The organism is Neorhizobium sp. DAR64862/K0K3 (assembly GCF_050500185.1).
Lineage (GTDB): Bacteria > Pseudomonadota > Alphaproteobacteria > Rhizobiales > Rhizobiaceae > Neorhizobium > Neorhizobium soli.
Genome location: NZ_CP191449.1, coordinates 312144 through 335633 on the forward strand (window position 1 = coordinate 312144; position 23490 = coordinate 335633).

A 23490-nucleotide genomic window follows, 5' to 3' on the forward strand; every position below is an offset into this window, starting at 1 on the left:
CTGACTGAACGTGTGAGCTTATCATGACACTTGTTACTGCCGTGGCCGATGCCGCTTCGCCTGACGTGGCGAATGCTGCGCCCATGGTGTCGTTCGAAAAGGTGGTGAAGCGGTTCGGCGGTGCGTCCGGGCAGCCCGAATTCACCGCGCTCGACGGTATCGATTTTTCGGTCGCCCGCGGCTCCATCGCCGGTATCATCGGCCGATCCGGGGCCGGAAAGTCGACTCTGATCCGGCTGGTCAACGGGCTTGAAAAGGCGACGTCCGGCACGGTCGTGGTCGATGGCGTCGAAGTGGGCGGGCTCGGCGAAGATGGTTTGCGTTCGCTGCGCCGCCAGGTCGGCATGATCTTCCAGCATTTCAATCTGCTGTCCTCGCGAACCGCGTTCGACAATGTGGCGCTGCCGCTCGAGATTGCCGGTGTGGACAAGGCGGCGATCAAGGCCAAGGTCGGGCCTCTGCTCGATCTCGTCGGTCTCGGCGACAAGGCCGGGCGTTACCCGTCCGAGCTGTCGGGTGGGCAAAAGCAGCGCGTCGGCATTGCCCGCGCGCTGGCGACCGATCCGAAACTGCTGCTCTCAGACGAAGCCACCTCGGCGCTCGATCCGGAGACCACGCATTCGATCCTTGATCTTCTGAAGCGCATCAACGCCGAACTCGGGCTGACGGTGCTTCTGATCACGCACGAAATGGAAGTGGTGAAAACGGTCGCCAGCCATGTGGCGGTGATCGATGCGGGTCGCATCGTCGAGGCCGGGCGCACGTTCGAGGTTTACGCCGACCCCAGGCACGAGACGACGCGCACGCTGCTTGCCTCTTCGCTCAACCTGCCGGAATGGCTGCGCAACGGCATCAAACGTCAACCATCGGCGGGGGACAGGGCGCTGGTGCGGCTGGTGTTTTTCGGCGACACGGCCTTCAAGCCGCTGACGGGACGTCTGGTTGCCGAACTGGGCGCCGACGTCAACATTCTGGCGGGCGCGATCGAGGAGATCGCCGGCGAGCCGTTCGGATCGCTGGTCGTTTCCTATTCCGCCGACCCGGCCGTGATGGCGCGGGCGCAACAATTCTATGCCGAGACCGGCCTGAAGACGGAGGTGCTCGGCTATGTCGCTTGAGATGCTCATCAGCCTTCTCACCAAGGCACTGACCCAGACGCTGCAGATGGTGGCGATCGCCGGTCTGATCGGCTCGGCCATCGGGCTGCCGATCGGCATCTTCCTCGCCACCAGCGGCCGTGGCGAGCTGTTTCCGGCGCCGACCGCCAATCGCGTCATCGGCCTCATCGTCAACGCCGCCCGCTCGACGCCGTTCATCATTCTGGTCGTTGCGATCATACCGTTTACCCGGTTGATCACGGGAACCTCTATCGGCACCAATGCGGCGATCGTGCCTTTGACGATCGCCACCATTCCGTTCTTTGCGCGGCTTGTGGAGGCGGCGATCCGCGAGATCGACAGCGGTCTCATCGAGGCGGCCCGCGCCATGGGGGCTTCGCCGATGCAGATCGTCTTCAAGGTGCTGCTCGCGGAAGCCCGGCCCGGCCTGATCCTCGCGCTCACCATGACCATGGTCAGCCTGATCGGCTATTCGGCGATGGTCGGTGCGGTCGGCGGCGGTGGTCTCGGCGATCTCGGGATCCGCTACGGTTACCAGCGCTTCATGCCGGAAGTCATGCTTGCCGTCGTCGTGGTGCTGATCGTTCTCGTTCAGCTGGTCCAGAGCGCCGGCGACAGTCTTGCCCGACGGTTCGACAGGCGCAACCGCAAGACCTGATCAAGAACAAGCCATTCATTCTTTCAAATCCAAGGAGACAGACATGAAGAACATCATTCTCGCGGCCGCCTTCAGTGCGCTCACTGCCGCATCGGCCTTTGCCGAAGACATCAAGATCGGCGTGACGCCCGGTCCGCACGCGCAGATCATGGAAAAGGTCAAGGAAATCGCAGCCCCCAAGGGCCTCAACATCGATATCCTCGAATTCTCCGACTATGTCGTTCCGAACCAGGCGCTGGCTGATGGCGAACTTCAGGCCAATTCCTTCCAGCACAAGCCGTATCTCGACAATCAGGTAACCGACCGCAAGTTCGACCTGATCGCCGTCGGCACAACCGTCAACTTCCCGATGGGTGTCTATTCCAAGAAGGTGAAGAGCCTCGACGAACTGAAGGAAGGTGCTACGGTTTCGATCCCCAACGACCCGACCAATGGCGGCCGCGCGCTGCTGATCCTGGCCGACAAGGGTCTCATCAAGCTCAATGCCGACAAGGGCCTCAAGGTCACGCCGGCCGACGTCACCGAAAACCCGAAGAAGATCGAATTTGCCGAGCTCGACGCAGCTCAGCTTCCGCGTTCGCTCGATGACGTCGACGCGGCCGTGATCAACACCAACTTCGCGGTCGAGGGCGGTCTCAACCCGGCCAAGGACACGATCGCCAAGGAAGGCGAAAAGGCACCTTACATCAACATCATCGCGATCAACGCGAAGGACAAGGATGCCGCCTGGGTGAAGACGCTGGTCGACAGCTATCACAGCCCTGAGGTGAAGCAGTTCGTGCTCGACACGTTCAAGGGCGTCGTCATTCCGTCCTGGTAACACGTCGAAAGACGATAGGATCTCAGAGTGAAGTGATCTAATCGAGGCCGGTCTCCGCGGAGACCGGCTTTTCTTATTGAAGTTAACGATATCTGAAGAGATCGCCGTCCAATGTGGCCCCCTTAATGAAGGGGCGGGCTATTGTTGTTCATGCCGTCACATTTCCGGCGTTCCGTTCCGGCCGGCCGTCGGTCTGTCGTGGCGATGCAACTTGTCCTGTTCGCAGTCGTCGTCACGCTCGTGACCGTCTTCATTCTGACGGCCGTCGGCCGCATTGCAGATTATGCCAACCGGTATGACGACAGCCGCTCGATGCAGACCACCGAAGGCGCGCTGCAGACCTTCCGAACCCAGCTTCAGGCCACCCTCAACGATTATTCGGCATGGGATGATGCTGCCCAGTTCGTCTATGCCCCGGATGGCCAGGATTGGGTTGTCAGCAATTACGGCGATATGACGTCCAACAGCGGCCTGTTCGATATCGCGATCGTGATGGACACCGAGCGCAACGTGCTGATGTCCTATCAGGAGGGACGTCCGGCGGAATGGAACCCGCGCGAGTATTTCGATACGTCGCTCTGGACCTTGTTCGATCGGGTCCTGTCCACGGGTCGCGACGGTCTGCCGGAAGCCACGGGCTTTGTTCAGACACGCGACGGCGTTGCGGCTGTCGGCGTCGCCTTGGTGCGCGAAAAATCCGGCGCGCTCGACAAGCCGCTCTCGGAGAGACGGTTTCTCGTCTTTGCCCGCCAGCTGGACGAAAAGAAGGTGGCGGAACTTGCAAGGACCTATGTTGTCGAGGGTTTGCGGTTCATCGACAAGACCGATCAGACCAGCAACAGTGTCGAACTTCGCAACCTGCACGGCAAGCTTTTGGTCAAGCTTTCGTGGCAGCCGCGGCGTCCGGGCGACCTCGGCTTCTCCCAGGTGCAGCCTCTGGTCTATGGCGCGCTTGCCATGGTCGGGCTGTTTTTCCTGCTGCTCGTGGTCAGTGGCAGCATCACCCTAAATCAGCTCAAGCGCGACGAAGCTGATGCGAGACGGCTCGCGATGTGCGACCGGTTGAGCGGACTTTTGAACCGTTCAGGTTTCTTTACCGCTCTCGACGCCCTTGTTCTCGAAAGCCGGGCGCAGGGCGCGCATGTTTTGCTTCTCTATCTGGATCTCGATGGCTTCAAGGAAGTCAACGATGCCTATGGTCACGGGACCGGCGACAAGCTGATCCGCGGCGTGGCGGCCGGGTTGAAGACGCTTGTTGGCAGCGAGGCGATCCTGGCGCGCGTCGGCGGCGACGAATTCGCCATCGCTCTGCCGGTGATGGGGGCATCTCCGGTGGCACCTATTCTCTGCGACCGCATTCTCGGCTTCTTCGGCGAGCCCTTCGTCATCGGCGAACGGGTGGCTGTGATCGGAACCAGTATCGGTGTCGCCATCTCGCCGCGCGGCAACGTGCCGGGAGAAGAGCTTGTCCGTCGGGCCGACATGGCGATGTACCGTGCCAAGGAAACCGGCCGCGGCCGCTATGAGAATTACCGGCCGGAAATGGATGCCGAGCGCGAGGAGCGCAACCGGCTGGAAGTGGACCTGCGTATCGCCATCGAGCGGCGCGAAATCAACATCGTCTACCAGCCCGTGGTGGATGCAACGAACTGGCGGCTGATCGGCGTCGAGGCGCTGGCCCGCTGGACCCGCAAGGGTTACGGACCGGTGCCGCCGGACGTTTTCATTCCGATTGCGGAATCAAGCGGATTGATCGACCAGCTGGGTCTGTTCGTCATGCACCGGGCCTGCGAGCGCATCGCCGACTGGCCCGGCATCAAGCTTGCCGTCAATATCTCGCCCGGTCAGTTCCGCGACCCTGAGTTTTCGCAGCATGTGGCCTCGATGTTCCGCAAGACCGGCACCGATCCGTCGCGCATCACGCTGGAAATGACCGAGGGGTATTTCATTCAGAACCCAGACCGCGCTCGCGCAGCGATTGCCAGGCTGAAAAAGCTCGGTGTCGAAATTGCTCTGGACGATTTCGGCGCTGGTTTTTCGAGCGTCGGATATCTGCGGCAGTTCGGTTTCGACCGGATGAAGATCGATCGCTCGCTGGTGCATGCGATGTCCGAGGGTGACCACGCGGTTCAGACGTTGCAGGCGACCGTGGCGCTTGCCCGTTCGCTCGGCATGCCGGTGACGGCGGAAGGCGTCGAGAGCGAGGACCAGGCGCTGAAGTTGCGGATGACGGGCTGTGATGAATTGCAGGGCTATTTCTTCGGTCGGCCGATGGAATCCCATGAGATCGACGTCATCTACCGCACCGACCGGGGACGGGACGGAAAGCGGATTGCCTGAAAACGTCTCAGGCTAAAGATGCCGCGGCACCTTTGTCTTCAGGATTGCAATCAGGCCCGCATCCATGAACCCGTAGTCGTCGGGGATATCGAGACAGATCAGCCGCTTGCTTTTGAGCTGCGAGCGATATTTCTGCTGGATCTTTGCCCGGTGGGTCCGTTCCATGACGAACAGGATGTCGGCCCATTCGATCAATTCGGCTGAGAGAGGGTTTTCGGCATCATTGTTGGTGCCGGCGGACGACACCTCGATGCCGGGCCATTCTGCAAAAACCTGCTCGGCCGTCGGGCTGCGCAGCTTGTTCTGGCTGCAGACGAAAAGGATGTTTTTCAGGTTACTCCATCCTTCTCGTGGACGCTTTAGCTGCCGATATGCTTGACGCCGCGCTGTTTGGCGAGGGCGATCTGGAGCTGCCGCTGACGGTAGCGCAACCGGTCTTCCTCGGTGCGGCTGTCGTAGCAATGGGAACAGGAGACGCCTTCCTCATACTTGGGCGAGGTGATCTCTTCGGCGGTGATCGGGTTGCGGCAGGCGTGGCAGAGCTTGTGGTTGCCTTCCTTCAGGCCGTGCTCAACGGAGACGCGCTCGTCGAACACGAAACACGCGCCTTCCCAGAGGCTTTCTTCTTCCGGCACCTGTTCGAGATATTTCAGGATGCCGCCCTTCAGGTGGTAGACGTCCTCGAAACCCTGCTGCTTCATGAAGGCTGTCGCCTTTTCGCAGCGGATGCCGCCGGTGCAGTACATGGCGATCTTTGGCTTGTTGTGCAGGCCGGTATTGTTCTTCACCCAGTCCGGGAATTCGCGAAACGTCTTGGTGTTGGGGTCGACTGCGCCCTTGAAAATCCCGATCGCGGTCTCGTAATCGTTGCGGGTATCGATGACGATGGTCTCGGGATCCGAGATCAGCGCGTTCCAGTCCTTGGCCTCGACATAGGTGCCGACGATTCTGTTGGGATCGATATCCTCGACCCCCATCGTGACGATTTCCTTCTTGAGCTTTACCTTCATGCGCACGAAGGGCATTTTCGATGCGCGGCTTTCCTTGTGCTCCAGACTGGTGAATTCGGGCTGGGCGCGCAGAAATGTCAGAAGCTCGGCGATGTCACTGTCGGAACCCGCCACCGTACCGTTGATGCCTTCGCGCGCGATCAGCAGCGTGCCTTTGATGCCGCGCGCGTCGCAGAAGGCCTGCAGCGGCGTCTGGAAATCCGCAAAACGTTCGAACCGCGCAAAGTGATAGAGCGCGGCAACGAGAAATGCGCCCGTGGCTTCGGGGCGGGGGAGAAGGTGGCTTTCGGTCATGCCGGTCCCATACAACCAGATGCGCTGTTGCGCAATGGATCGGGCGTCGTCGTCGTCACGACGCCGCGTGTTTCCAGAGGAGTGCGACAAGCTTGCTTTCCGTGGCGGCACTGTCGGAAAACACCGATTGGGCGATCGGCAGTGCTTCTTTCCGGAGTGCCTGCTGGCGGGCGATGATGGCGGCGAGTAGCCGCGCCAGCGTGTCGCTGTCGCCGAACAGGTCGGGGCTTTCGTTGACGAGGCCCGAGAGAACGGAAAGATCGTGCTCGTGACCTAAAAGATCGACCAGTGATTTCGCCTCGGCCTGTTTGGCGCGCATCGCCGACGGCCAGATGTCGCGCAGGAGGGCAAGATGCATCCAGTAGGTCTGGCCGCTCTTGCGCAGTTCGTGGAATGCCTCGGCATGGGCATTGCCCTCGCATTCCTTGATCGCGGCAAGCGCCTGCAGGCGCTGTTTCTTCCAGACCTTGGCAAGCCGGTTGGCGGTCTTTTCCGGCCGGTCGTCGAGGGAGAGGCCGTGCAATGCGTCGATGGCTTCGTGGCAGATGATCACCGCCGTCGCCATGCGGGCGGGCAAGTCTTCCTGGTGCTTGGCAATCTCGTCGCGGCGTTTGGAAAGAGCGTCGCGGGCAAATGCAAGGGCTGCCTGTTCTTCCGGCAGGGTGGACTGGCCGGCGAGATAATCGACCGTTTCGACAAGTGCCGTTGCATCGCGCACGGCAGAGAGGCTGCGGGCCATGTCGCCGATCCGGGTGTTTTCCCGGCTTCTGAATTCCTTGGCATCCGGCTGGATCAGGCGGTACAGCGCCCGCACGCGCTTGAACCGCTTGCGCGCATCGTGGATCGCCGTGTGAGCCCCATCGGGCTTGTCGGCGAGATAGCGGACCGCCTTCGACAGCTGCTGCTCGGCAACCGCAACGAATTCGGCGGTAAACGGCTTATCGGGTCGCAGGTGGTAGGCCATCGAGAAGCTCCCTGCTCAGATCCTGGTTGGCCATGACGGCGTTGGAATAGCGGCGATCACCGGTGACGTCGTCACCGATCCAGTCCGGTATCGGCGGATTATCGGTTTCGCTTTGAAGTTCGACCTCGGCGACAACCAGGCCGTTATAGACGCCCTCATAGACATCCACTTCCCAGGTATAGCCCTGATGCTCGACATTGAAGCGGGTCTTGTCGAGCACGATGCCGGTCGCGCCCTCAGCCATGTCCTTGGCATCGGCCAGCGGGATTTCGTATTCGAACTCCGAGCGCGAGAACATCTCCGAGCCGATCTTGATGGTCAGCTTGGCCTTCTCGTCATCCATGATACGGACGCGAACCGAGCGATCGTCGGCCACGGCGATATAGGCCTGAAGGAACCGCGAGGAGGATGCGATCTCGTGCCGCCAGGCATCGTTCTTGACCAGATACTTGCGCTCGATTTCCTGTCCCATAGGTCCCGTCTTGGTTGTTGAGATGTACCGTAGCGCAAAGATGCACAAGGGCAAGAGTATCGGCAAGAGCATGGTAAAGCGGTGCTTCGGCCGGGTCCTCAAGAGAAGCACGTAAGGGGCGATAGGTTGCGTCGATCGGGGGATTTGTCCTCGACAATGACGTGATCGACCGTTATTTCCGGGCAAGGGATTTCAATCGTTTTAGGGAGTGTTCTTCATGGCTGACCAGAATCCGGGCCAGAACCCAAGCAAGACTGAAAAGCTGCTGACCATCCTGAAATTGCAGCCCGTCGTTCCGGTGCTGATCGTTGACGATGCGAAGTCTGCTGTCGGGCTTGCGCGGGCGCTGGTCGCCGGCGGGCTTCGGGCAATCGAGATCACCATGCGCACGCCGGCAGCGCTCGACGCCGTGAAGGCGGTTGCAGCCGAAGTCGAAGGCGCCAATGTCGGTGCCGGCACGATCCTCAACGCGAAAGACTGGGAAGCCGCCGTGAAGGCGGGCTCCACCTTTATCGTGTCGCCGGGCGTTTCTCCGGGCGTGCTGTCGGCCGCCAAGGATTCGCCGGTTCCGCTTTTGCCGGGTGCAGCGACTGCCAGCGAAGTGATGACGCTCCGGGAAGCCGGTTACAACGTGATGAAGTTCTTTCCTGCCGAACAGGCCGGTGGCGCCGCCTATCTGAAGGCCCTGTCGTCGCCACTCGCAGGCACGCTGTTTTGCCCGACCGGCGGCATTTCGCTGAAGAATGCCAACGACTACCTGTCGCTCCCCAACGTCATCTGCGTCGGCGGTTCCTGGGTAGCCCCGAAGGAACTCGTCGCAGCCGGCGACTGGGCCGCGATCACCAAGCTCGCCTCCGAGGCTTTCGCGCTCAGGGCTTAAATCCGTTCTGACATTTTCGTTATCGGCAGCGCGGGAAAATTGTTTTCCTGTGTTGCCGTTCCTATCTCCGTGTTCGAATTCAACAGTAGGAGATACGGATGTTCGACGCAAAGAAGCTTCTTGACCAGTTCCTGGGCTCGCAGGTTCCCGGTCTTTCGGGAAGCGTGAAGGGCCGGGCTGGGCAGTTCGGCGATATGGCGAAGAACAATCCGTTGAAGTCTGCCGGCATTGCCGCAGCACTTCTCGGCACCAAGACCGGCCGCAAGATTGCAGGCAATGTGGTGACGGTGGGTGGCATCGCAGCTGTCGCGGGTCTCGGCTATCTCGCCTACAAGAATTACAAATCCGGCCAGTCGCCGCAGGCAGCGCTGCAGCCGGCTCCGTCTGCTGCCGAGCCGATCGCGCTGCCGCCGCCGGACAGCCCGTTTTCGCTGCAGTCGCCTGAGCTTACCAACGATTTTGCCCTGACCCTGGTGCGCGCCATGATCGCCGCCGCCAAGGCAGACGGTCATATCGATGCGGCCGAGCGGGCCAACATCATGAACAAGGTGCATGAAGTCGATCTCGGCGACGAGGCGGAAGCCTTTATCCGCGACGAGCTTGCCAACCCTGTCGATATCGACGATCTGGTCGCTGCTGCCCGCACGGAGGAGCAGAAGGTGGAGCTCTATACCGCCACCCGCATGACGATCGATCCGGATACGCGGGCCGAGCGCGGTTACCTCGATCTTCTCGCCGGACGCCTCGGCCTGCCCGATGCCTTGCTCGAGCACATCGATGCGACGGTCACCGCGGCAAAAGTGCCCGCTTAAAGGGCGAGAACATGGGTAACGATCTCGGTGACATCTACCGCGATTACATCCATTGCCTGAACCGGCAGGACTGGGGGCGGCTCGGGCAGTTTGTGGATGACGATGTCATCCATAACGACCGGCCGCTCGGGCTGTCCGGCTACCGCGACATGCTCGTCGGAAATTTCAGCGATATTCCCGACCTTCGCTTCAGCATTGATCTGCTGGTCGTCGATCCGCCGCATGTGGCCAGCCGGTTGCTGTTCGAGTGCTCGCCTCGGGCCGATTTTCTCGGGCTTCCGGTCAATGGGCGCCGGGTGTCGTTTAGTGAAAACGTCTTTTATCGGTTCCGCGACGGCAAGATCGTGCAGGTCTGGTCGATAGTCGACAAGGCCGCCATCGAAGCGCAGCTGTGAGCTCCATCGATCGTCTCCGCCGGTTGCCTTTCGACAGGTGCTGGCCTAAGCCTTGATGCCTCATCTGCAGCGGTTGCGACGCAGCCGCTGCGCATCTTGCTGGACCTGCCCGAATGCGCGATCTTTCCAATTACAAAGTTTCCGCCCCCAGCCCCGTCACCCTGACCGGACGGTTTGTGACGCTCGAGCCCTATGACCGTGAAAAGCATCTGGCTGATCTCTGGGGGGCGCTGGGCGGTGCCGAGGGGATCAACGAGCTGATCCGCTATTTTCCGAACGATCAATATTCGACCGCCGAAGAGTTCGGCGCGTGGCTGGACAATGTGAATGCGAACCTCGGCTTCGTAACGCTGGTTGCGCGTGAAAACGCCTCTGGCGCGGTTGTCGGCATGGCGAGCTATATGCGGCCGGACCCGAAAAACGGTGTGATCGAGGTGGGGTCCGTCGCGCACGGCGTTGCGATGAAGCGGTCGCCGATGTCGACGGAGCTGCATTACCTGATGGCTCGCCACGTGTTCGATACGCTCGATTATCGTCGCTACGAATGGAAATGCCACAACGAGAACGAGCCTTCCAAGGTGACCGCGCTGCGTTACGGCTTTACCTTCGAAGGCGTGTTCCGGCAGCACATCATCTCGCGCGGTGCCAACCGCGATACGGCCTGGTTCTCGATGATTGACAGTGAGTGGCCGGGGATCAAGGCAGGGTTCGAGGCCTGGCTCTCGCCCGACAATTTCGATGAAGACGGCCGGCAGAAAAAGCGGCTGGAAGATCTGAGGGCCGAATTTGCCGGCGGAAAAACCACATGACGCCAGAAGCGAAATCACAGGCAATCGCTGCTGCCGCCATTCTCTTCGGCGCGGCGCTGGTCATCTATCTCATGCCGACCATCGTGCTGTGGATCGGCAATTACTCGCCGCTGCTGGCGTTTTTCGTCGGCGCGCTGCTGGTTCTCGGCTTCTTCCTGATCTTCTGGCTGCGAGCAAGGTATCAGCGGCGGAAGTAATTGCAGGGTATGGTCGGGCGCAAGCGTGAAGACGTTCTCATCCCTGTGCCTGTCACAGGGATGAGTGTGGAAAGCTAGCCGCTCGCCCTTAAGCCGGTTTGGCGCCGATCGCTTCCAGCTCCGCCATCACATCTTCCGGCAGTTCGATGTCTGCGACGGCGAGGTTTTCGCGCAGGTGCCCGCGCGACGACGTGCCCGGGATCAGCAGGATGTTCGGCGAGCGCTTCAGCAGCCATGCAAGTGCCACCTGCATCGGCGTTGCATCAAGCCTTGCCGCAACATCCGACAGCGTCGACGATTGCAGGGGCGAGAAGCCGCCGAGGGGGAAGAAGGGGACGTAGGCCGTGCCTTCTGCCGCCAGATGATCGATGAGGTCATCGTCGTCGCGGTGCGCGAGATTGTACTGGTTCTGGACGCAGACGATCTCGGTGATCTTGCGGCCATCCTCAACCTGCTTTCGCGTCACGTTCGACAGGCCGATATGCTTGATGAGGCCCTCGCGCTGGAGTTCGGCAAGGATCGTCAGCGGTTCTTCGAGCGAGCCTTCGGCCGGGCCATGGACATCCAGCATGGAGCGTAGGTTGACCACCTCCATCGCATCGAGACCGAGGTTCCTGAGGTTATCGTGGACGGCCTTCGTGAGTGCTTTTTTCGAAAAGGCCGGGTTCCACGATGCGTCGTCGCCCCTGATGGCGCCGACCTTGGTGACGATGACGAGATCGTCGCTATAGGGATGCAGCGCTTCGCGGATGATCTCGTTCGTAATATGCGGACCGTAGAAGTCGCTGGTGTCGATATGGTCGACGCCGGCTTCGATGGCCTCGCGCAGCACCGCAACGGCTTCCGCGCGGTCTTTCGGCGGGCCGAACACGCCCTTGCCGGCTAGCTGCATGGCGCCGTAGCCGAGACGCTTTACGGCGCGGTCGCCGAGTTTATAGGTGCCGGCTTTTTCAAGATTGGTCATGGTTTTACTCCCTATCGGTGAGGCAGAGATAGGGCTATCCAGCCCGCGCGATAATCGGTTACAATTCGAACGGGCTGTACGGCAGGGCGGACAATGAAATACGACGCTGGTGATCTCGGAGCATTCGTCGCGGTGGCGAGGACCAGAGGGTTCCGCGATGCGGCCCGGCTGACCGGTGGCAGCGCTTCGGGATTGAGCGACGCGGTTCGTCGTCTGGAGGAGAAGATCGGCGTCCGGCTTCTCAACCGCACGACCCGCAGCGTGACGCCGACGGAAGCGGGGAGGGCGCTGCTCGACCGGCTGGGACCGGCGCTATCGGAAATGGAAGCGGCGCTCGACATGGCGGCCGGGTTTCGGGGCCGGCAGGCCGGGCTGTTGACGCTGAATGTGCCGGCCAGTGCGGCGCGGATTGTCCTGCCGCAGATCGTGCCGGCGTTTCTGGCGGCCTATCCGGATATCCGTCTCGACATCATGACTGACGAGAGCTTCGTCGATATCATCGCTGCCGGCTGCGATGCCGGCATTCGCTATGACGAACGGCTGGAGCAGGACATGATCGCCGTGCCGATCGGTCCGCGCGTGCAGCGTTTCGCGCTCGCGGCATCGCCGGCCTATCTTGCCGCGCGGGGCTATCCGGACCATCCGCGCGATCTGTTGGCGCATTCCTGCATCCGGAGCCGGTTCAGGGACCGTCCGGTCACGCCCTGGGAGTTCGAACGCTATGGCGAGGAGGTGGTGGTGGATCCGCCGGCGCAGCTGATCGTGCAGGCGGGTGGCGGGTCCGATCTCGGTGTGGACGCGGCGATTGCCGGCACCGGTATCGTCGCGCTGTTCGAGGACTGGCTGAAGCCGCATTTTGACAGTGGTGCGCTGGAACCGGTGCTCGAGCCGTGGTGGCCCTCATTCTCAGGGCCGTTTCTCTATTATCCCGGGCGACGACTGGTACCGGCTCCGCTGCGCACCTTCATCGATTTTATCAAGGCGATGCCGCAGCCGGGTTGAGCGTTCAGCCCTGCAGCGAGGCGCCGAGCAGGGAAAGGCCGATCAGCAGGATGAACAGGGCGCCGCCGATCTCGATCGCATGGCCGATGCGTCGTCCGCTGCGCGAGCCGGGGCCTGCGAATTTCAGCGCGATATCCTTGGCGCCGACGGCTAGCGTTGCAAGGATCGTCACCGTGATCGCCGTGCCGATCGACATGGCGAGGACAGACAGCACGCCGCCAAGGTAAAGCCCGTTCAGAAGCGAGAAGCTCATGACAAGAATGGCGCCCGAACAGGGACGAAGTCCAACGGCGATAATCGCCGACCAGGCTTCCTTGAGGTTGAAGTTGCGGGCGCCGAGCGTCGACGGGTCCGGCATGTGGCTGATGCCGCAGGCCTCGCAGGTGTCGCTGTCTCCCTGAAATGCGTGGTCGTCGATCTCGACTGCCTGGAATTTGAGACCGGTCGCGCGTCGTCCGTTGGAAGAGCCGTCGAACAGCATGGCGGTCGATCCGCCGGCTGAAGTCGTCGCTGCCGCTGTCCGGCCGCGGTCTGGAGCGCGCACGACCCGCATACGGAGTGCCCGGATCTTCTTGACCAAAAGCCAGGCGCCGAACAGGGAGACCATGGCAAAGCTTGCAACCTCCATGGTCCAGGTGGCCTGGGTCATGGTGATGCCGGTGCCGCGGAGCAAGACGAAGGCAGCGCCGACCACGAGGATCGCCACCAGGCCCTGCAAAAGCGCGGAGATGAAGGAGATCGTGACGCCGCGGCGCAGTTCGACTTCGTTGGCGATCATGTAGGAGGAAATCACCGCCTTGCCGTGGCCGGGGCCGGCGGCGTGGAAGACGCCATAGGCAAAAGACAGGCCGATCAGGCCGACAAGTGCAGACGGATCCTCGCGCATCGCCCGCAGTGCGCCGGTCAGAGAGCGGTAGAAGCCCTGCTGGTAGGCGTTGATCCACTGGAAAAAGGGGGCGAGCGGCCCGCCTACCGAGAAGGAGGGTTCTGCTGCACCGACGCCGAGCGGCGACTGGGCGTGGGCGGCGGTGGCGACCAGCGCCGCCGCGAGAGCGGCAAACAGCAGGCCGGTCGACGCTTTCCTCAGCATGTCACTTCCATGCGGGTGGCAAAGAGCTTGGTCATGTCGGTCCCCGTCGGATCGTTGAAGAAAGCATCAGTCAGAGACGCGCTGTTTTGCGAAATCACGTCGTCTGGATCGGGCCGTACGACCTTGTGCTGGCACTTCTCGAAGCCCGCACCCTTCAGCACCAGATCCTTGTCGGTGGGGAAGTCGATCGCCGTGTACATGGTGGGGTCGTAGATGCCGAAGGTGAGCTTGCCCTTGAGAGGGACCGGCTTTTCAGGCTTCACCGCAAAGATCAGCATCAACTGCTTGTCCTGCATCGTGGTGTGAAAGACGTCCGGCTTCTGGATGCCGATCTGTGCGCCATCCAGCGTCACGGTGGAGAAGTAGTGGTAGTCGGCAAGCGAGGTGCGGATGGTTTCGCCGAGTTCGGCGAGTTCATGCGGATCGAGCTTGAGATCGCCGTTCTTGTCGAAATCCAGGATGACGCTCGAGGAGAACACTTCATCGAAGCGCCAGACATTGCGCAGTTCCTGCACGGTGCCATCGGCGCCTGCGACAATTTCCAGCCGCGCCTCGGCGAAGATATGCGGATGGGCAAGAGCCGGTGCGGGAACGGCCAGGGGTGCAGCCAGGGCCGCTGCCGTCAGAATTGTCGCAAGTCTGTTTCGCATATCCGAGCAGGTCCAGCATAGTTGCGCAGCGGCATTGCGTCCGGACCTGCGCCAAATCAAAAGGGGTGTCGTTCGTCCGTCCGCAAGCTGTGGTCTGGCCCCGAAATGGGACGGAATTTCGACTGCGGCGTTACAGCATTACAGGTCAGCGCGGCTGGCGGAACCAGTTGGCGAGGAAATCCACGAAGCTTCTCACCTTGGCCGGGAGGTAACGGCGATGCGGATAGACCGCATAGATGCCGCGTTCACGGGTGATGTATTCGTCGAACAGATTGACGAGTTCGCCCGACTGGATCGAGGCCATGGCGACGAAGTCGGGAATGATCGCGACGCCGAGACCGGCGCGGGCCGCGCGCAAGGTTGCCTGCGGGCTGTTGACCTCGATCGGGCCCGAGACCGCGACTGAAATCATCGAGCCATCAGGATCGACGAAGCGGATATTGTTGTGCCAGCGCGAATTGGTGTCGATAATGAACGGCACCTTGTTCAGCTGCTGCGGATGCGTGAGGGGCCCGTATTGCGCCACGACATCGGGCGTCGCGACCGCATGGACCCGGAAATCGGCAAGCTTCTTGGCGATCAGGCCGGAATCCTCCAGCCGGGTGATTCGGATCGCCAGGTCGAAATTTTCCTCGATCAGGTCGACAAACCGGTCATCGGCGACGATTTCCAACTGGACGTCCGGATGCGCCTTGGCGAAATCGATGAACGACTGGCCGACATCCGCATCGATGAAGGTGCGCGGCACGGAGATGCGAAGGCGGCCCTTGAGGTCGGCATTGTTCTCGCGCACGAGGTCCGCGAGATTGTCGATCTCCTTCAGGATATCGGCAGCGGTGCGATAATAGGTGTGGCCCGCCTCCGTCATCGAGAACTGGCGGGTGGTGCGGTTGAGAAGAAGCGCGCCGAGATCGTCTTCCAGTTCGCGGACATATTTCGACAGCAGCGCCTTGGAACGGCCGGTGCGACGGGCGGCGGCCGAAAAGCCCTCGGCCTCGACCACGTCGATGAAGGCGCGCATGCGGGTGAGTGTGTCCATGGGCGAAGGGTGCTCCCGATCTCAGAAGTCTTCTGTCTCCGCCAGGGAAAGCAGAAATACAAGCGCTGTGCTGAGCCGACGCATGTCTTTCTGGCTGACGGCGCCGATCTGCTGCCAATTTCAAGCAAGCGACGCCGATGAACTTGTCCGTCATGACCTATGACGGATGCCGCAGGCCATTTTCCGGATCGGGTTCGACAAGGATGCCGAAGTCGAGATCAAGACGTGTCGATGTCATCGGGCAGACGACGACCGAAGGACAGGTATCGGACAAATCGTTCGTCTGGATCACGATGGCCGGGCGCGGCTTCCCGTAGTCGCCGGAGATGGAAACGGTGACGATGTCGCCTCGTTTCATTCTTGCCGCGTCCCGCCTGGCTCGTCCTCATTCCAATCCGCAACCCTCTCCATCCATTCGAGGATCTCACGTTCCTCTTCCGGACCAAGGCTTGCGATCACGGCTGCCAGCCGAGCCTGGGCCTCGGGGCTTTTCAGCTCCAGAAGCTGCTCCCGAATTTCAGGCGAGATCACCGTTGAGGACGGTGATCCATGTGTGGTCTGCTTCCTAACCGTCGGCATCCAGTATCTTCAACGCTGGCCTGTTTCACCAGTCGAATCGTGCGCGTGCCCTCGCGGAAATTCTACCGGGGGCTGCCTTTTGATTATTTTCCCCCCGGCCCAAAATACCGCTTGATTATGACCGCGAATATTCTTATCTCCCGTGCAGCCCAAAGTCGCACGTGCCCGTGGGTGTCCGCCGACCCTCTATTTGGTGAGGTCATCGGTAAGGTACCTGGAACTAACCCCTCCAGTCGCTATTCCGGCCATCCGGGAAATGCGAGGACATCTAAAGCAACGACGGTGCGGGCCTTTTTGTTCTCTCCCGGCTTTCCAACAGCCGGGGTTACTGAAGAGGCACACCATCATTGCCGGAAGTGCGGTAGGGACCTCCCTCCAATCCATGGCAGACAAAGCCGGATTTTCGTTCTTGGCAGAACGTTGATCCACTTACCGCGCGTTTGAGCGTGTCAGGGAACCGGTGTCTCCACCGACTGGATCCTGGCGCATGTTCATCCGTCCTTTGTCCTCCGGTTCGCAAGCCGGAGCCTTTGAGATTTGGAAGGGATTGACCATGACCACTGCCCGCATCCTCGACTTCATCAAGACCCAGCGTCCCGATGGTCCCTACCTCGTGGTCGATCTCGATGTCGTGCGCGACAATTTCAACGCCTTCCGTCATGCCCTGCCGGACAGCGCGATCTACTACGCCGTGAAGGCCAATCCCGAGCCGGCAATCCTCAAGCTTCTTGCTTCGATGGGTTCCAACTTCGACTGCGCCTCCGTCGCCGAAATCCAGATGGCACTCGATGCCGGTGCAAACGCATCGCGCATCTCGTTCGGCAACACGATCAAGAAGGAACGCGACATTGCGCGTGCTTTCGCGCTCGGCGTTGGCCTCTATGCCGTCGACAGCCATGAGGAAGTCGAAAAGATTTCCCGTGCAGCTCCCGGTGCAAAGGTGTTCTGCCGCGTGCTGACAGATGGCGAAGGCGCCGAATGGCCGCTGTCGCGCAAGTTCGGCTGCGTGCCGCAGATGGCCGTCGACGTTCTCGTCTACGCACACCAGCTTGGTCTCGAAAGCTACGGCGTCTCGTTCCATGTCGGTTCGCAGATGACGAAGGTCGATGCCTGGGATGCGGCTCTGGCCGATGCCAAGCGCGTGTTCAGCCAGCTCGCAAAGCAGGGTATCGTTCTGCAGATGGTCAACATGGGCGGCGGTTTCCCGACCAAGTATCTGCGCGACGTGCCGAAGGCAGAAGAATACGGCCAGGCGATCTTTGCTTCGCTGCGCAAGCATTTCGGCAACAACCTGCCGAAGACGATCATCGAGCCGGGTCGCGGCATGGTCGGCAATGCAGGCGTTATCAAGGCTGAAGTCGTTCTCGTGTCGAAGAAGTCGGACAACGACAACCACCGTTGGGTCTTCCTCGACATCGGCAAGTTCGGTGGTCTCGCCGAAACCATGGACGAGGCTATCCGTTACCCGATCCGCACCGAGCGCGACGGCGACGCGATGGAGCCTTGCGTTCTGGCCGGCCCGACCTGCGATTCGGCCGACGTGATGTACGAGAAGAACATGTACCCGCTGCCGATCTCGCTTTCGATCGGCGACGAGGTTCTGATCGAGGGCACCGGCGCCTACACGACCACCTATTCGGCGGTTGCGTTCAACGGCTTCGATCCGCTCAAGGCCTACGTCATCTAAGGCGTTACAAGCCTTTCTACTTTCGCGGTTCCCGACCTCCAGACGGGAGCCGCAAATTCACAATGATCGTCCGATACCGTTTGAAACGGTTTTAAGTGCGGGAGGCCAAGATGGCCACTGTTCTTGATTCTGTCCGTGCGCTGTTTGCGCCCGCGTCCACATTCACCATCACTGCCGAAACTCCGGCCGACGTGGTGGCTCGTGAAACTCTGCTCGATCGCGCCATGGGCGCCGACCGACGCTTGAAGTCGTCCGAAAAGATCCGCCAGAACCGCGTGCCGGCCGAAGGCCTGGCGCTCGTTGCGCGCGACGAGGACGGTCATGTCATCGGCACCGTGCGTCTGTGGAACATCGAGGCCGGCATTTCGCCAGAAGGTAACGCCATCGACGCGCTTCTGCTTGGACCGCTTGCCGTCTGCTCGTCGCATGAGGGCAAGGGCATCGGTGCGGCTCTGATGCGTGCGGCGATCGGCCAGGCGCATGATCGTGGCCATGGTGCCGTGCTTCTGGTCGGTGACGCCGCCTATTACGAGCGCTTCGGCTTCTTCGGTGGCAAGACCCAGCATCTGGTGATGCCCGGCCCCTGCGACCGTGCGCGCTTCCTGGCGCTGGAGCTGAAAGCCGGTTGGCTCGAAGGTGCAGCCGGCATGATCGTTGCAAGTGGGCGCAAGCTCGCCTGAGCCGCTGCTGATCGAAATAACCATAGACCCCGTCTTCTTATAGAGGAGGCGGGGTTTTTCGTTTTCCGGCCGGCGACGGGTGGCGCAATGGTCTCACGCTCCGTCACCTTCGCGTGAATCTCGGGGCTCGGCCATAGTCGCGTGCGGGTCTCGACCTAGATTGGCATCCATGATCACACGCCGCACAGCTCTTCTTGCCACTCCCTTCGTCCTCACATCCATGCGGGCCTTCGCGCAGCAAACCGGCGGGACTGGCGTGGCGCAGGCGCCGCAGACGCTGAAGGCCGTGCTCGGCCGGGCGGCTGACCTCGAGCCGTTGAAGGTCGTGATGGTGTCGCGCAAGGGCGAGACGATCGCGAGGGAAGCGTTCAACGGCAGCGGCCTCAACGCCTCGACCAACATCAAGTCGGCGTCGAAATCGATCATCTCCTGCCTTGTCGGCATCGCGATCGATCGCAAGCTGCTTGAAGGGCCGGACCAGAAGATTGCCTCGATCCTGAAGGCCGATCTGCCGCGCGATGCGGATCCGCGTCTCTCCGAGGTCACCATCGGCAATCTTCTCTCCATGCAGGCCGGTCTGTCTCGGATGTCCGGTCCGAATTACGGGCGCTGGGTGGCCAGTTCCAACTGGGTGCGGTTTGCCTTGTCGGAACCGTTCGACGGCGAGCCGGGCGGTCAGATGCTCTATTCGACGGCCTCCACGCATCTTCTGTCGGCCATCCTCACCCGCGTCGGCAAACGGCCGACGCTTACGCTGGCGCGCGACTGGCTGGAGCCGGTCGACGGGTTTCGCATCGGGGCCTGGGAGCGCGATCCGCAGGGCATCTATCTCGGCGGCAACCAGATGGCGATGACGGCTGCGTCCCTGCTGGCATTTGGCGATCTCTACCGCAACGGCGGGAAAACCAAGAGCGGCCGTCAGGTGGTCTCTCAGAGCTGGATCGACCAGTCCTGGTCCCAGCGCACGAACTCGCGCTTTTCCGGCGATGGCTATGGCTACGGATGGTTTCTGCGTGAGATGGGCGGACACGATGTGAAGTTCGGTTGGGGTTATGGCGGGCAGATGGTCTACGTGGTTCCGTCGCTCGATATGACCGTGGTGATGACATCAAGGGAAAGCGGTCCGTCTGCCCGAAACGGCTACCGCGACCAGTTGCACGACCTTCTCGCCGAGATTATCGGCGCTGTCGCGTCGGCGTAAGCGCCAAGCTCCGCCGTGATATGGGGGACTAGCATGCGGGGCAGGCCCCGCATGTTTTATTGGAAATAGAACTGTCAGCTCAGCCAGAAATGTCGATCACGCCGCAATCGCCGGCTTCCGACGAGAATGCGAGCAGCTTGCCGCTGGCGCTCCAGCTAAGGCCCGTGATGGCGCCCTTACCGGGTCGGCGCAGCAGTGCTTCCTTGCCGTCGGCAATGCGCACACCGAGGATCATACCGTCGATAAAGCCGATGGCGAGCACTTCTTCCAGTGGATGAAACGCCACCTGCGTCACCATGATATTGGCGCGCGTGCCGAGTTCCATCGGTGCCTTGCCCATCGGGCCGTCCTTGGCCGAAAACGGCCAGACGATCGCGGCCGGTGCGCCGGAGGAGGCGAGCCACTTTCCCTTGACCGACCAGGACAGCGATTTCACCTTGGCCGGATAGCCGGTCATGCGCATGTGGCGGCTTTCGCCCGACTTGCTGTCGAGCTTCCAGCCGTGCAGGGCGTTTTCCTGCATCATGGTCACGAGGAAGCGGCCGTCAGGCGAGAAGGTGACGCCGGTATGGGCACCCTTCCAGTCGAGATCCTGCATCGGACTGTTGGTGCCGACCCAATGCAAGGATACGCCGTTATAACGTGCGGCCGCAATCCGCAGGCCCTTGGGTGCGAAGGCGATCGCTTCGACGCTGCGCTCTTCCTTCACTTCCTTGACGGTGCCGTCGGAGAGCTTCACGAAACTGGACTTGCCTTGCGCCCAGGCGACCGCACCCTGAGGGCCACCGGCGACGACGGAGATCCACTTACGCGGCGTTTCCGAAATCGTGCTGACCGTGCCGTCATGGGAAATGCGCTGCACCCGGCCGTCTTCGCCGCCACTCAATAGCGTGGCGCTGAAGGGATCGCGGATACAGGTCAACAGGCCATGATGCGCGTCCGTTACCTTTTCACCGCCGTCGAGGCGGTGAATGGTGCCGGCTGCGGTAGCAAAGATCGGGATATCGCCGAGAAAGTGAGCCGCGACGACATGACCGTCGATATCAAGAGGTGCAACGGTTGGCATCAGGCGACAACAACCTCAGCCTGGCAAGCCATGAAGCTCTTCTGGATCTTGTCGAAATCGAGCTCGCGGCCGATGAAGACAAGGCGGCTTTCACGCTTTTCGCCATCCTTCCACGGACGCTGGTGATCGCCTTCGACGATCATGTGGACGCCCTGGATGACATAGCGTTCCTCGTCGCCCTTGAAGGCGATGATGCCCTTGAGGCGCAGGATGTTCGGACCTTCCGCCTGGGTGATCTTCTGGATCCACGGGAAGAAACGATCCGGGTTCATCTCGCCGCCGCGCAGGGAGACAGACTTCACCGTGATATCGTGGATCGGCGACATCGCATCGTGATGCGCATGATGGCCGTGGTCATGATGCTTGTGATCATGATGATCGTGGTCGTGCGCGTGATGGTCATGCCCGTGGTCGTGGTGATCGTGGCTATGGTCGTGACCGCAATCGGGGCCGCAGACATGGTCTCCGTGGTCGTGGTCGAGGAAATGCGGATCGTTTTCCAGCGCCCGTTCCAGATTGAAGGCGCCCTGATCGAGCACGCGGGCGAGATCGATCCCCGAACGGCTGGTGTTGTAGATACGGGCAGTCGGGTTGATGGCGCGAACCACGTCTTCGACGATCGCCAGCTCTTCCGGCGTCACGAGATCGGTCTTGTTGATCAGAACGACGTCGGCGAACGCGATCTGGTCTTCGGCCTCGCGGGAATCCTTGAGGCGCAGCGGCAGATGCTTGGCATCGACCAGAGCGATGACGGCGTCGAGTTCGGTCTTTGCGCGAACATCGTCGTCCATGAAGAAGGTCTGGGCGACAGGAACCGGATCGGCCAGGCCCGTCGTCTCGACGATAATGCCGTCAAAGCGGCCCGGGCGGCGCATCAGGCCCTCGACGACACGGATCAGGTCGCCACGAACCGTGCAGCAGACGCAGCCGTTGTTCATCTCGTAGATCTCTTCGTCGGACTCGACGATCAGATCGTTGTCGATGCCGATTTCGCCGAATTCGTTGACGATCACGGCGTATTTCTTGCCGTGGCTCTCCGACAGGATGCGGTTGAGCAAGGTCGTCTTGCCGGCGCCGAGATAGCCGGTCAGCACGGTCACAGGAATTGGCTTTGCAGCGACGGGAGCGGTGTTTTCAGTCATGGGAAACCTCTAAGGGTTCTGGAGCGCTCGGGGGAGCGCGGAAGCGTGTTGGCCTCATATAAGGGCAAGGCCGCGCGAGTTCAAAGGGGTTTTGAATGTTATATGATCACATCAAGGCAATGTCGACGCGTCGGTTTGCCGAAGAAGCTGGTCGAGCGTGAGAAGCGGCTCGCCGGCCACTTTCGCATGCGCGTAATGGAAACAGTCGAAGTTGCTCAAGTGCCGCTTACCGATGCCATGTTTCTGAGCCACCGCGACAGCAAAGCTTAAGAGCGCACGCGGCGAGCCCGCCTCACGGATATCAATGCCGCGCGCGTCGAGCCATTCCATGACAGCGCTTTCTGCCTGGCCGTAGGCGCAGTCTAATTGGTCGGGCCGAGAAAGGACGATAATTGCTTCCCAGGCAGCGAGAGGAGACGTGAATGGCAGTGTCGATTTTGCCAACGCCCTTTCATAGGCTTCCGCGGTATCTTCGCCAGCCATCAACGATACGATCGCACAAGCATCGACAAACATGTGCGATCAATCCAGGTCGTGGTCGAGATCGTGATAGGCGGAAGCTGGGGGCACGGGTCGAGTCTGTTTGAAGGAAAGCCCGTGCTTTGCAAGGATGCGGCTGGCTGTCTCGCCTGGCGTCTCCTGCTGCGCGCGCTTGTCGATGGTTTCCCGCAGTGCGGTGACCACCGCTTGCGTGATTGTCGTTCCATCTATCTGCGCGAGCTCTTTTGCAAGTGCCTGAGCTTCTTCACTGCTAATGTTGAGGGTCATGAGACACCACCTTCGTGTGCGCAAGTCTCGCACATTATGCGGCTCAGCGCTACTTCAACGCGTCAACATCAAACCGTGCCACATCCCGTAGCAACTCGATGATGCCGTTCACCGCGTGCTTCACCAGGTGCTCGCCCCGTTCTGCGGTGGCAGCGGTTGCGTTGCCGGCGGCGCCCTTTTCGTTTAGGTCCGACATTTTCCACCCGAACGCATGTGGGCCGTACGCGCGCAGGTGGCGAAAGTCTTTCGCGAAATCTGTCTGGCGCGATGGGAAGTTTTCGGCCCTTTCCATGCTCACACGGTCCGGCCACAGTGCCAGCATGACGGAGGTCTCGATATCGCCGCCGTGGATATCGATTGCCTTGTCCTCCGGAGCGATCCAGCCTTCGGGCTGGCCGAAGCGGGTCCAGCTTGTTGCGACCGCCAGCATGTTGAAACGGACGCGGGCCTCTGTCGTGACGATCGTCAGCAGCGGCGCGTTGCCGCCATGGGCGTTCAGCATCACCAGTTTGCGGATGCCCTGCTGGTGGAGATCCTCAGCGATCCCGAGCCAGCGGTGGACAGCCTCGTCGAAGGCAAGCGTCTTCGTTCCCGCCACATCCATGTGCTCGATCGAGTAGCCGACCGGCTCCACCGGGAGGAAGGTGACCGGAAGATCAGCCGGAAGGGCAGGGATAATGCGGTCGACAAGGCCCTGTGCGATCAGCGTATCGGTCTCGAAAGGCAGGTGCGGACCGTGCTGTTCGTGGGCGCCGAGCGGCAGAACGGCGATCCAGTCGCCTCTTTTAGCGCTTTCTGTGGACGGGGGCGTAACATCGTTGTCATGATAGCGCGGCAAGGGATGCGGCATCTG

At 61.2% G+C, this 23490-nt stretch carries 28 protein-coding genes; 13 read left to right on the top strand and 15 right to left on the bottom strand.

Going from position 1 to position 23490, the window contains the following annotated elements; genetic code table 11:
• Window positions 1–83 precede the first annotated feature (83 nt).
• From ACQY1L_RS01560 to ACQY1L_RS01575, 4 genes are all read left to right on the top strand, one after another.
• Window positions 84–1118, top strand: a complete 1035-nt coding sequence (locus ACQY1L_RS01560) for a methionine ABC transporter ATP-binding protein (protein ID WP_113167550.1) — start codon at window positions 84–86, stop codon at window positions 1116–1118.
• A complete protein-coding gene (locus ACQY1L_RS01565; protein ID WP_430242320.1) occupies window positions 1108–1776 on the top strand; it encodes a methionine ABC transporter permease in 669 nt (222 codons plus the stop codon). The genes ACQY1L_RS01560 and ACQY1L_RS01565 overlap by 11 nt, the downstream gene beginning before the upstream one ends.
• Before the next feature lie 43 nt (window positions 1777–1819).
• Window positions 1820–2596 (top strand): MetQ/NlpA family ABC transporter substrate-binding protein, encoded by a 777-nt coding sequence (locus tag ACQY1L_RS01570; protein ID WP_062461166.1) that lies wholly within the window; start codon window positions 1820–1822, stop codon window positions 2594–2596.
• Between the two features lie 150 nt (window positions 2597–2746).
• Window positions 2747–4936, top strand: coding sequence for a bifunctional diguanylate cyclase/phosphodiesterase (locus ACQY1L_RS01575; RefSeq protein WP_430242322.1), 2190 nt, complete (start codon window positions 2747–2749; stop codon window positions 4934–4936).
• Window positions 4937–4948: 12 nt separating this feature from the next.
• On the opposite strand, the gene ACQY1L_RS01580 is transcribed toward ACQY1L_RS01575, so the two are convergent.
• The 4 genes from ACQY1L_RS01580 to ACQY1L_RS01595 are packed head-to-tail and all read right to left on the bottom strand — an operon-like array spanning window position 4949 to window position 7676.
• Window positions 4949–5269, bottom strand: coding sequence for a low molecular weight protein tyrosine phosphatase family protein (locus tag ACQY1L_RS01580; protein ID WP_113167549.1), 321 nt, complete (start codon window positions 5267–5269; stop codon window positions 4949–4951).
• 26 nt (window positions 5270–5295) lie between these two features.
• The gene (locus ACQY1L_RS01585; RefSeq protein WP_113167548.1) at window positions 5296–6240 is read right to left on the bottom strand and encodes a rhodanese-related sulfurtransferase; all 945 of its coding nucleotides are present in this window, start codon (window positions 6238–6240) and stop codon (window positions 5296–5298) included.
• Between the two features lie 55 nt (window positions 6241–6295).
• A complete protein-coding gene (locus ACQY1L_RS01590; protein ID WP_430242324.1) occupies window positions 6296–7204 on the bottom strand; it encodes a CHAD domain-containing protein in 909 nt (302 codons plus the stop codon).
• Entirely contained in the window at window positions 7179–7676 is a 498-nt protein-coding gene (locus ACQY1L_RS01595) for a CYTH domain-containing protein (RefSeq protein ID WP_430242326.1), read from the bottom strand. Before ACQY1L_RS01595 ends, ACQY1L_RS01590 begins: the two co-directional genes overlap by 26 nt.
• A gap of 217 nt (window positions 7677–7893) precedes the next feature.
• On the opposite strand from ACQY1L_RS01595, the gene ACQY1L_RS01600 reads away from it, so the two are divergent.
• The 5 genes from ACQY1L_RS01600 to ACQY1L_RS01620 all read left to right on the top strand — a co-directional run bounded on the left by ACQY1L_RS01600 (window position 7894) and on the right by ACQY1L_RS01620 (window position 10769).
• Entirely contained in the window at window positions 7894–8556 is a 663-nt protein-coding gene (locus ACQY1L_RS01600) for a 2-dehydro-3-deoxy-phosphogluconate aldolase (protein ID WP_062582114.1), read from the top strand.
• A gap of 98 nt (window positions 8557–8654) precedes the next feature.
• On the top strand, window positions 8655–9368 hold the full coding sequence (locus tag ACQY1L_RS01605; protein ID WP_113167542.1) for a tellurite resistance TerB family protein: 714 nt from the start codon (window positions 8655–8657) through the stop codon (window positions 9366–9368).
• Between the two features lie 11 nt (window positions 9369–9379).
• Entirely contained in the window at window positions 9380–9763 is a 384-nt protein-coding gene (locus ACQY1L_RS01610) for an ester cyclase (protein ID WP_430242329.1), read from the top strand.
• A 113-nt stretch (window positions 9764–9876) separates the two neighbouring features.
• Window positions 9877–10572 carry a GNAT family N-acetyltransferase gene (locus ACQY1L_RS01615; RefSeq protein ID WP_430242331.1) on the top strand — a complete coding sequence of 232 codons (696 nt, stop codon included), beginning with the start codon at window positions 9877–9879 and terminating at the stop codon, window positions 10570–10572.
• A complete protein-coding gene (locus tag ACQY1L_RS01620; RefSeq protein ID WP_184654425.1) occupies window positions 10569–10769 on the top strand; it encodes a hypothetical protein in 201 nt (66 codons plus the stop codon). The genes ACQY1L_RS01615 and ACQY1L_RS01620 overlap by 4 nt, the downstream gene beginning before the upstream one ends.
• Before the next feature lie 88 nt (window positions 10770–10857).
• On the opposite strand, the gene ACQY1L_RS01625 is transcribed toward ACQY1L_RS01620, so the two are convergent.
• Complete coding sequence (locus ACQY1L_RS01625; protein WP_430242333.1) at window positions 10858–11733, bottom strand: aldo/keto reductase family oxidoreductase; 876 nt, start codon at window positions 11731–11733, stop codon at window positions 10858–10860.
• 93 nt (window positions 11734–11826) lie between these two features.
• On the opposite strand from ACQY1L_RS01625, the gene ACQY1L_RS01630 reads away from it, so the two are divergent.
• Entirely contained in the window at window positions 11827–12735 is a 909-nt protein-coding gene (locus ACQY1L_RS01630) for a LysR family transcriptional regulator (RefSeq protein WP_430242335.1), read from the top strand.
• Between the two features lie 4 nt (window positions 12736–12739).
• Here ACQY1L_RS01630 and ACQY1L_RS01635 read toward each other — a convergent pair whose 3' ends face one another.
• The 5 genes from ACQY1L_RS01635 to ACQY1L_RS01655 all read right to left on the bottom strand — a co-directional run bounded on the left by ACQY1L_RS01635 (window position 12740) and on the right by ACQY1L_RS01655 (window position 16093).
• On the bottom strand, window positions 12740–13825 hold the full coding sequence (locus tag ACQY1L_RS01635; RefSeq protein WP_430242338.1) for a nickel/cobalt transporter: 1086 nt from the start codon (window positions 13823–13825) through the stop codon (window positions 12740–12742).
• The gene (locus ACQY1L_RS01640) at window positions 13819–14475 is read right to left on the bottom strand and encodes a DUF1007 family protein (RefSeq protein ID WP_062582132.1); all 657 of its coding nucleotides are present in this window, start codon (window positions 14473–14475) and stop codon (window positions 13819–13821) included. The genes ACQY1L_RS01635 and ACQY1L_RS01640 overlap by 7 nt, the downstream gene beginning before the upstream one ends.
• A 145-nt stretch (window positions 14476–14620) precedes the next feature.
• Window positions 14621–15514: a LysR family transcriptional regulator gene (locus ACQY1L_RS01645; RefSeq protein ID WP_062461123.1), complete on the bottom strand. Its 894-nt coding sequence runs from the start codon at window positions 15512–15514 to the stop codon at window positions 14621–14623.
• Window positions 15515–15671: 157 nt separating this feature from the next.
• Entirely contained in the window at window positions 15672–15872 is a 201-nt protein-coding gene (locus tag ACQY1L_RS01650) for a type II toxin-antitoxin system PemK/MazF family toxin (RefSeq protein ID WP_430242341.1), read from the bottom strand.
• Window positions 15869–16093 (bottom strand): hypothetical protein, encoded by a 225-nt coding sequence (locus ACQY1L_RS01655; RefSeq protein WP_430242343.1) that lies wholly within the window; start codon window positions 16091–16093, stop codon window positions 15869–15871. Before ACQY1L_RS01655 ends, ACQY1L_RS01650 begins: the two co-directional genes overlap by 4 nt.
• Window positions 16094–16646: 553 nt before the next feature.
• Here ACQY1L_RS01655 and odc2 point away from each other — a divergent pair.
• From odc2 to ACQY1L_RS01670, 3 genes are all read left to right on the top strand, one after another.
• Window positions 16647–17780, top strand: coding sequence for an ornithine/lysine decarboxylase (gene odc2 / locus ACQY1L_RS01660; RefSeq protein ID WP_062461910.1), 1134 nt, complete (start codon window positions 16647–16649; stop codon window positions 17778–17780).
• Between the two features lie 110 nt (window positions 17781–17890).
• On the top strand, window positions 17891–18460 hold the full coding sequence (locus tag ACQY1L_RS01665) for a GNAT family N-acetyltransferase (protein ID WP_062461118.1): 570 nt from the start codon (window positions 17891–17893) through the stop codon (window positions 18458–18460).
• A 169-nt stretch (window positions 18461–18629) separates the two neighbouring features.
• Window positions 18630–19661: a serine hydrolase domain-containing protein gene (locus ACQY1L_RS01670; RefSeq protein ID WP_430242346.1), complete on the top strand. Its 1032-nt coding sequence runs from the start codon at window positions 18630–18632 to the stop codon at window positions 19659–19661.
• Window positions 19662–19740: 79 nt separating this feature from the next.
• On the opposite strand, the gene ACQY1L_RS01675 is transcribed toward ACQY1L_RS01670, so the two are convergent.
• The 5 genes from ACQY1L_RS01675 to ACQY1L_RS01695 form a co-directional block, all read right to left on the bottom strand.
• Entirely contained in the window at window positions 19741–20727 is a 987-nt protein-coding gene (locus ACQY1L_RS01675; RefSeq protein ID WP_430242349.1) for a WD40 repeat domain-containing protein, read from the bottom strand.
• Window positions 20727–21869, bottom strand: coding sequence for a CobW family GTP-binding protein (locus tag ACQY1L_RS01680; protein WP_430242352.1), 1143 nt, complete (start codon window positions 21867–21869; stop codon window positions 20727–20729). The genes ACQY1L_RS01675 and ACQY1L_RS01680 overlap by 1 nt, the downstream gene beginning before the upstream one ends.
• A gap of 111 nt (window positions 21870–21980) precedes the next feature.
• Window positions 21981–22385 carry a type II toxin-antitoxin system VapC family toxin gene (locus ACQY1L_RS01685; protein WP_430242354.1) on the bottom strand — a complete coding sequence of 135 codons (405 nt, stop codon included), beginning with the start codon at window positions 22383–22385 and terminating at the stop codon, window positions 21981–21983.
• Between the two features lie 6 nt (window positions 22386–22391).
• Window positions 22392–22637 (bottom strand): type II toxin-antitoxin system VapB family antitoxin, encoded by a 246-nt coding sequence (locus ACQY1L_RS01690; protein ID WP_062461108.1) that lies wholly within the window; start codon window positions 22635–22637, stop codon window positions 22392–22394.
• A 49-nt stretch (window positions 22638–22686) separates the two neighbouring features.
• A complete protein-coding gene (locus tag ACQY1L_RS01695) occupies window positions 22687–23487 on the bottom strand; it encodes a creatininase family protein (RefSeq protein WP_430242357.1) in 801 nt (266 codons plus the stop codon).
• Window positions 23488–23490 lie beyond the last annotated feature (3 nt).

What these genes read in the sequence shown, in the direction of transcription:
- ACQY1L_RS01560 (WP_113167550.1), top strand. Translation starts at nt 84, where the DNA reads ATGGTGTCGTTCGAAAAGGTGGTGAAGCGGTTCGGCGGTGCGTCCGGG.
- ACQY1L_RS01565 (WP_430242320.1), top strand. Translation starts at nt 1,108, where the DNA reads ATGTCGCTTGAGATGCTCATCAGCCTTCTCACCAAGGCACTGACCCAG.
- ACQY1L_RS01570 (WP_062461166.1), top strand. Translation starts at nt 1,820, where the DNA reads ATGAAGAACATCATTCTCGCGGCCGCCTTCAGTGCGCTCACTGCCGCA.
- ACQY1L_RS01575 (WP_430242322.1), top strand. Translation starts at nt 2,747, where the DNA reads ATGCCGTCACATTTCCGGCGTTCCGTTCCGGCCGGCCGTCGGTCTGTC.
- ACQY1L_RS01585 (WP_113167548.1), bottom strand. Translation starts at nt 6,240, where the DNA reads ATGACCGAAAGCCACCTTCTCCCCCGCCCCGAAGCCACGGGCGCATTT.
- ACQY1L_RS01590 (WP_430242324.1), bottom strand. Translation starts at nt 7,204, where the DNA reads ATGGCCTACCACCTGCGACCCGATAAGCCGTTTACCGCCGAATTCGTT.
- ACQY1L_RS01595 (WP_430242326.1), bottom strand. Translation starts at nt 7,676, where the DNA reads ATGGGACAGGAAATCGAGCGCAAGTATCTGGTCAAGAACGATGCCTGG.
- ACQY1L_RS01600 (WP_062582114.1), top strand. Translation starts at nt 7,894, where the DNA reads ATGGCTGACCAGAATCCGGGCCAGAACCCAAGCAAGACTGAAAAGCTG.
- ACQY1L_RS01605 (WP_113167542.1), top strand. Translation starts at nt 8,655, where the DNA reads ATGTTCGACGCAAAGAAGCTTCTTGACCAGTTCCTGGGCTCGCAGGTT.
- ACQY1L_RS01610 (WP_430242329.1), top strand. Translation starts at nt 9,380, where the DNA reads ATGGGTAACGATCTCGGTGACATCTACCGCGATTACATCCATTGCCTG.
- ACQY1L_RS01615 (WP_430242331.1), top strand. Translation starts at nt 9,877, where the DNA reads ATGCGCGATCTTTCCAATTACAAAGTTTCCGCCCCCAGCCCCGTCACC.
- ACQY1L_RS01620 (WP_184654425.1), top strand. Translation starts at nt 10,569, where the DNA reads ATGACGCCAGAAGCGAAATCACAGGCAATCGCTGCTGCCGCCATTCTC.
- ACQY1L_RS01625 (WP_430242333.1), bottom strand. Translation starts at nt 11,733, where the DNA reads ATGACCAATCTTGAAAAAGCCGGCACCTATAAACTCGGCGACCGCGCC.
- ACQY1L_RS01630 (WP_430242335.1), top strand. Translation starts at nt 11,827, where the DNA reads ATGAAATACGACGCTGGTGATCTCGGAGCATTCGTCGCGGTGGCGAGG.
- ACQY1L_RS01635 (WP_430242338.1), bottom strand. Translation starts at nt 13,825, where the DNA reads ATGCTGAGGAAAGCGTCGACCGGCCTGCTGTTTGCCGCTCTCGCGGCG.
- ACQY1L_RS01640 (WP_062582132.1), bottom strand. Translation starts at nt 14,475, where the DNA reads ATGCGAAACAGACTTGCGACAATTCTGACGGCAGCGGCCCTGGCTGCA.
- ACQY1L_RS01645 (WP_062461123.1), bottom strand. Translation starts at nt 15,514, where the DNA reads ATGGACACACTCACCCGCATGCGCGCCTTCATCGACGTGGTCGAGGCC.
- ACQY1L_RS01650 (WP_430242341.1), bottom strand. Translation starts at nt 15,872, where the DNA reads ATGAAACGAGGCGACATCGTCACCGTTTCCATCTCCGGCGACTACGGG.
- ACQY1L_RS01655 (WP_430242343.1), bottom strand. Translation starts at nt 16,093, where the DNA reads ATGCCGACGGTTAGGAAGCAGACCACACATGGATCACCGTCCTCAACG.
- odc2 (WP_062461910.1), top strand. Translation starts at nt 16,647, where the DNA reads ATGACCACTGCCCGCATCCTCGACTTCATCAAGACCCAGCGTCCCGAT.
- ACQY1L_RS01665 (WP_062461118.1), top strand. Translation starts at nt 17,891, where the DNA reads ATGGCCACTGTTCTTGATTCTGTCCGTGCGCTGTTTGCGCCCGCGTCC.
- ACQY1L_RS01670 (WP_430242346.1), top strand. Translation starts at nt 18,630, where the DNA reads ATGATCACACGCCGCACAGCTCTTCTTGCCACTCCCTTCGTCCTCACA.
- ACQY1L_RS01675 (WP_430242349.1), bottom strand. Translation starts at nt 20,727, where the DNA reads ATGCCAACCGTTGCACCTCTTGATATCGACGGTCATGTCGTCGCGGCT.
- ACQY1L_RS01680 (WP_430242352.1), bottom strand. Translation starts at nt 21,869, where the DNA reads ATGACTGAAAACACCGCTCCCGTCGCTGCAAAGCCAATTCCTGTGACC.
- ACQY1L_RS01685 (WP_430242354.1), bottom strand. Translation starts at nt 22,385, where the DNA reads ATGTTTGTCGATGCTTGTGCGATCGTATCGTTGATGGCTGGCGAAGAT.
- ACQY1L_RS01690 (WP_062461108.1), bottom strand. Translation starts at nt 22,637, where the DNA reads ATGACCCTCAACATTAGCAGTGAAGAAGCTCAGGCACTTGCAAAAGAG.
- ACQY1L_RS01695 (WP_430242357.1), bottom strand. Translation starts at nt 23,487, where the DNA reads ATGCCGCATCCCTTGCCGCGCTATCATGACAACGATGTTACGCCCCCG.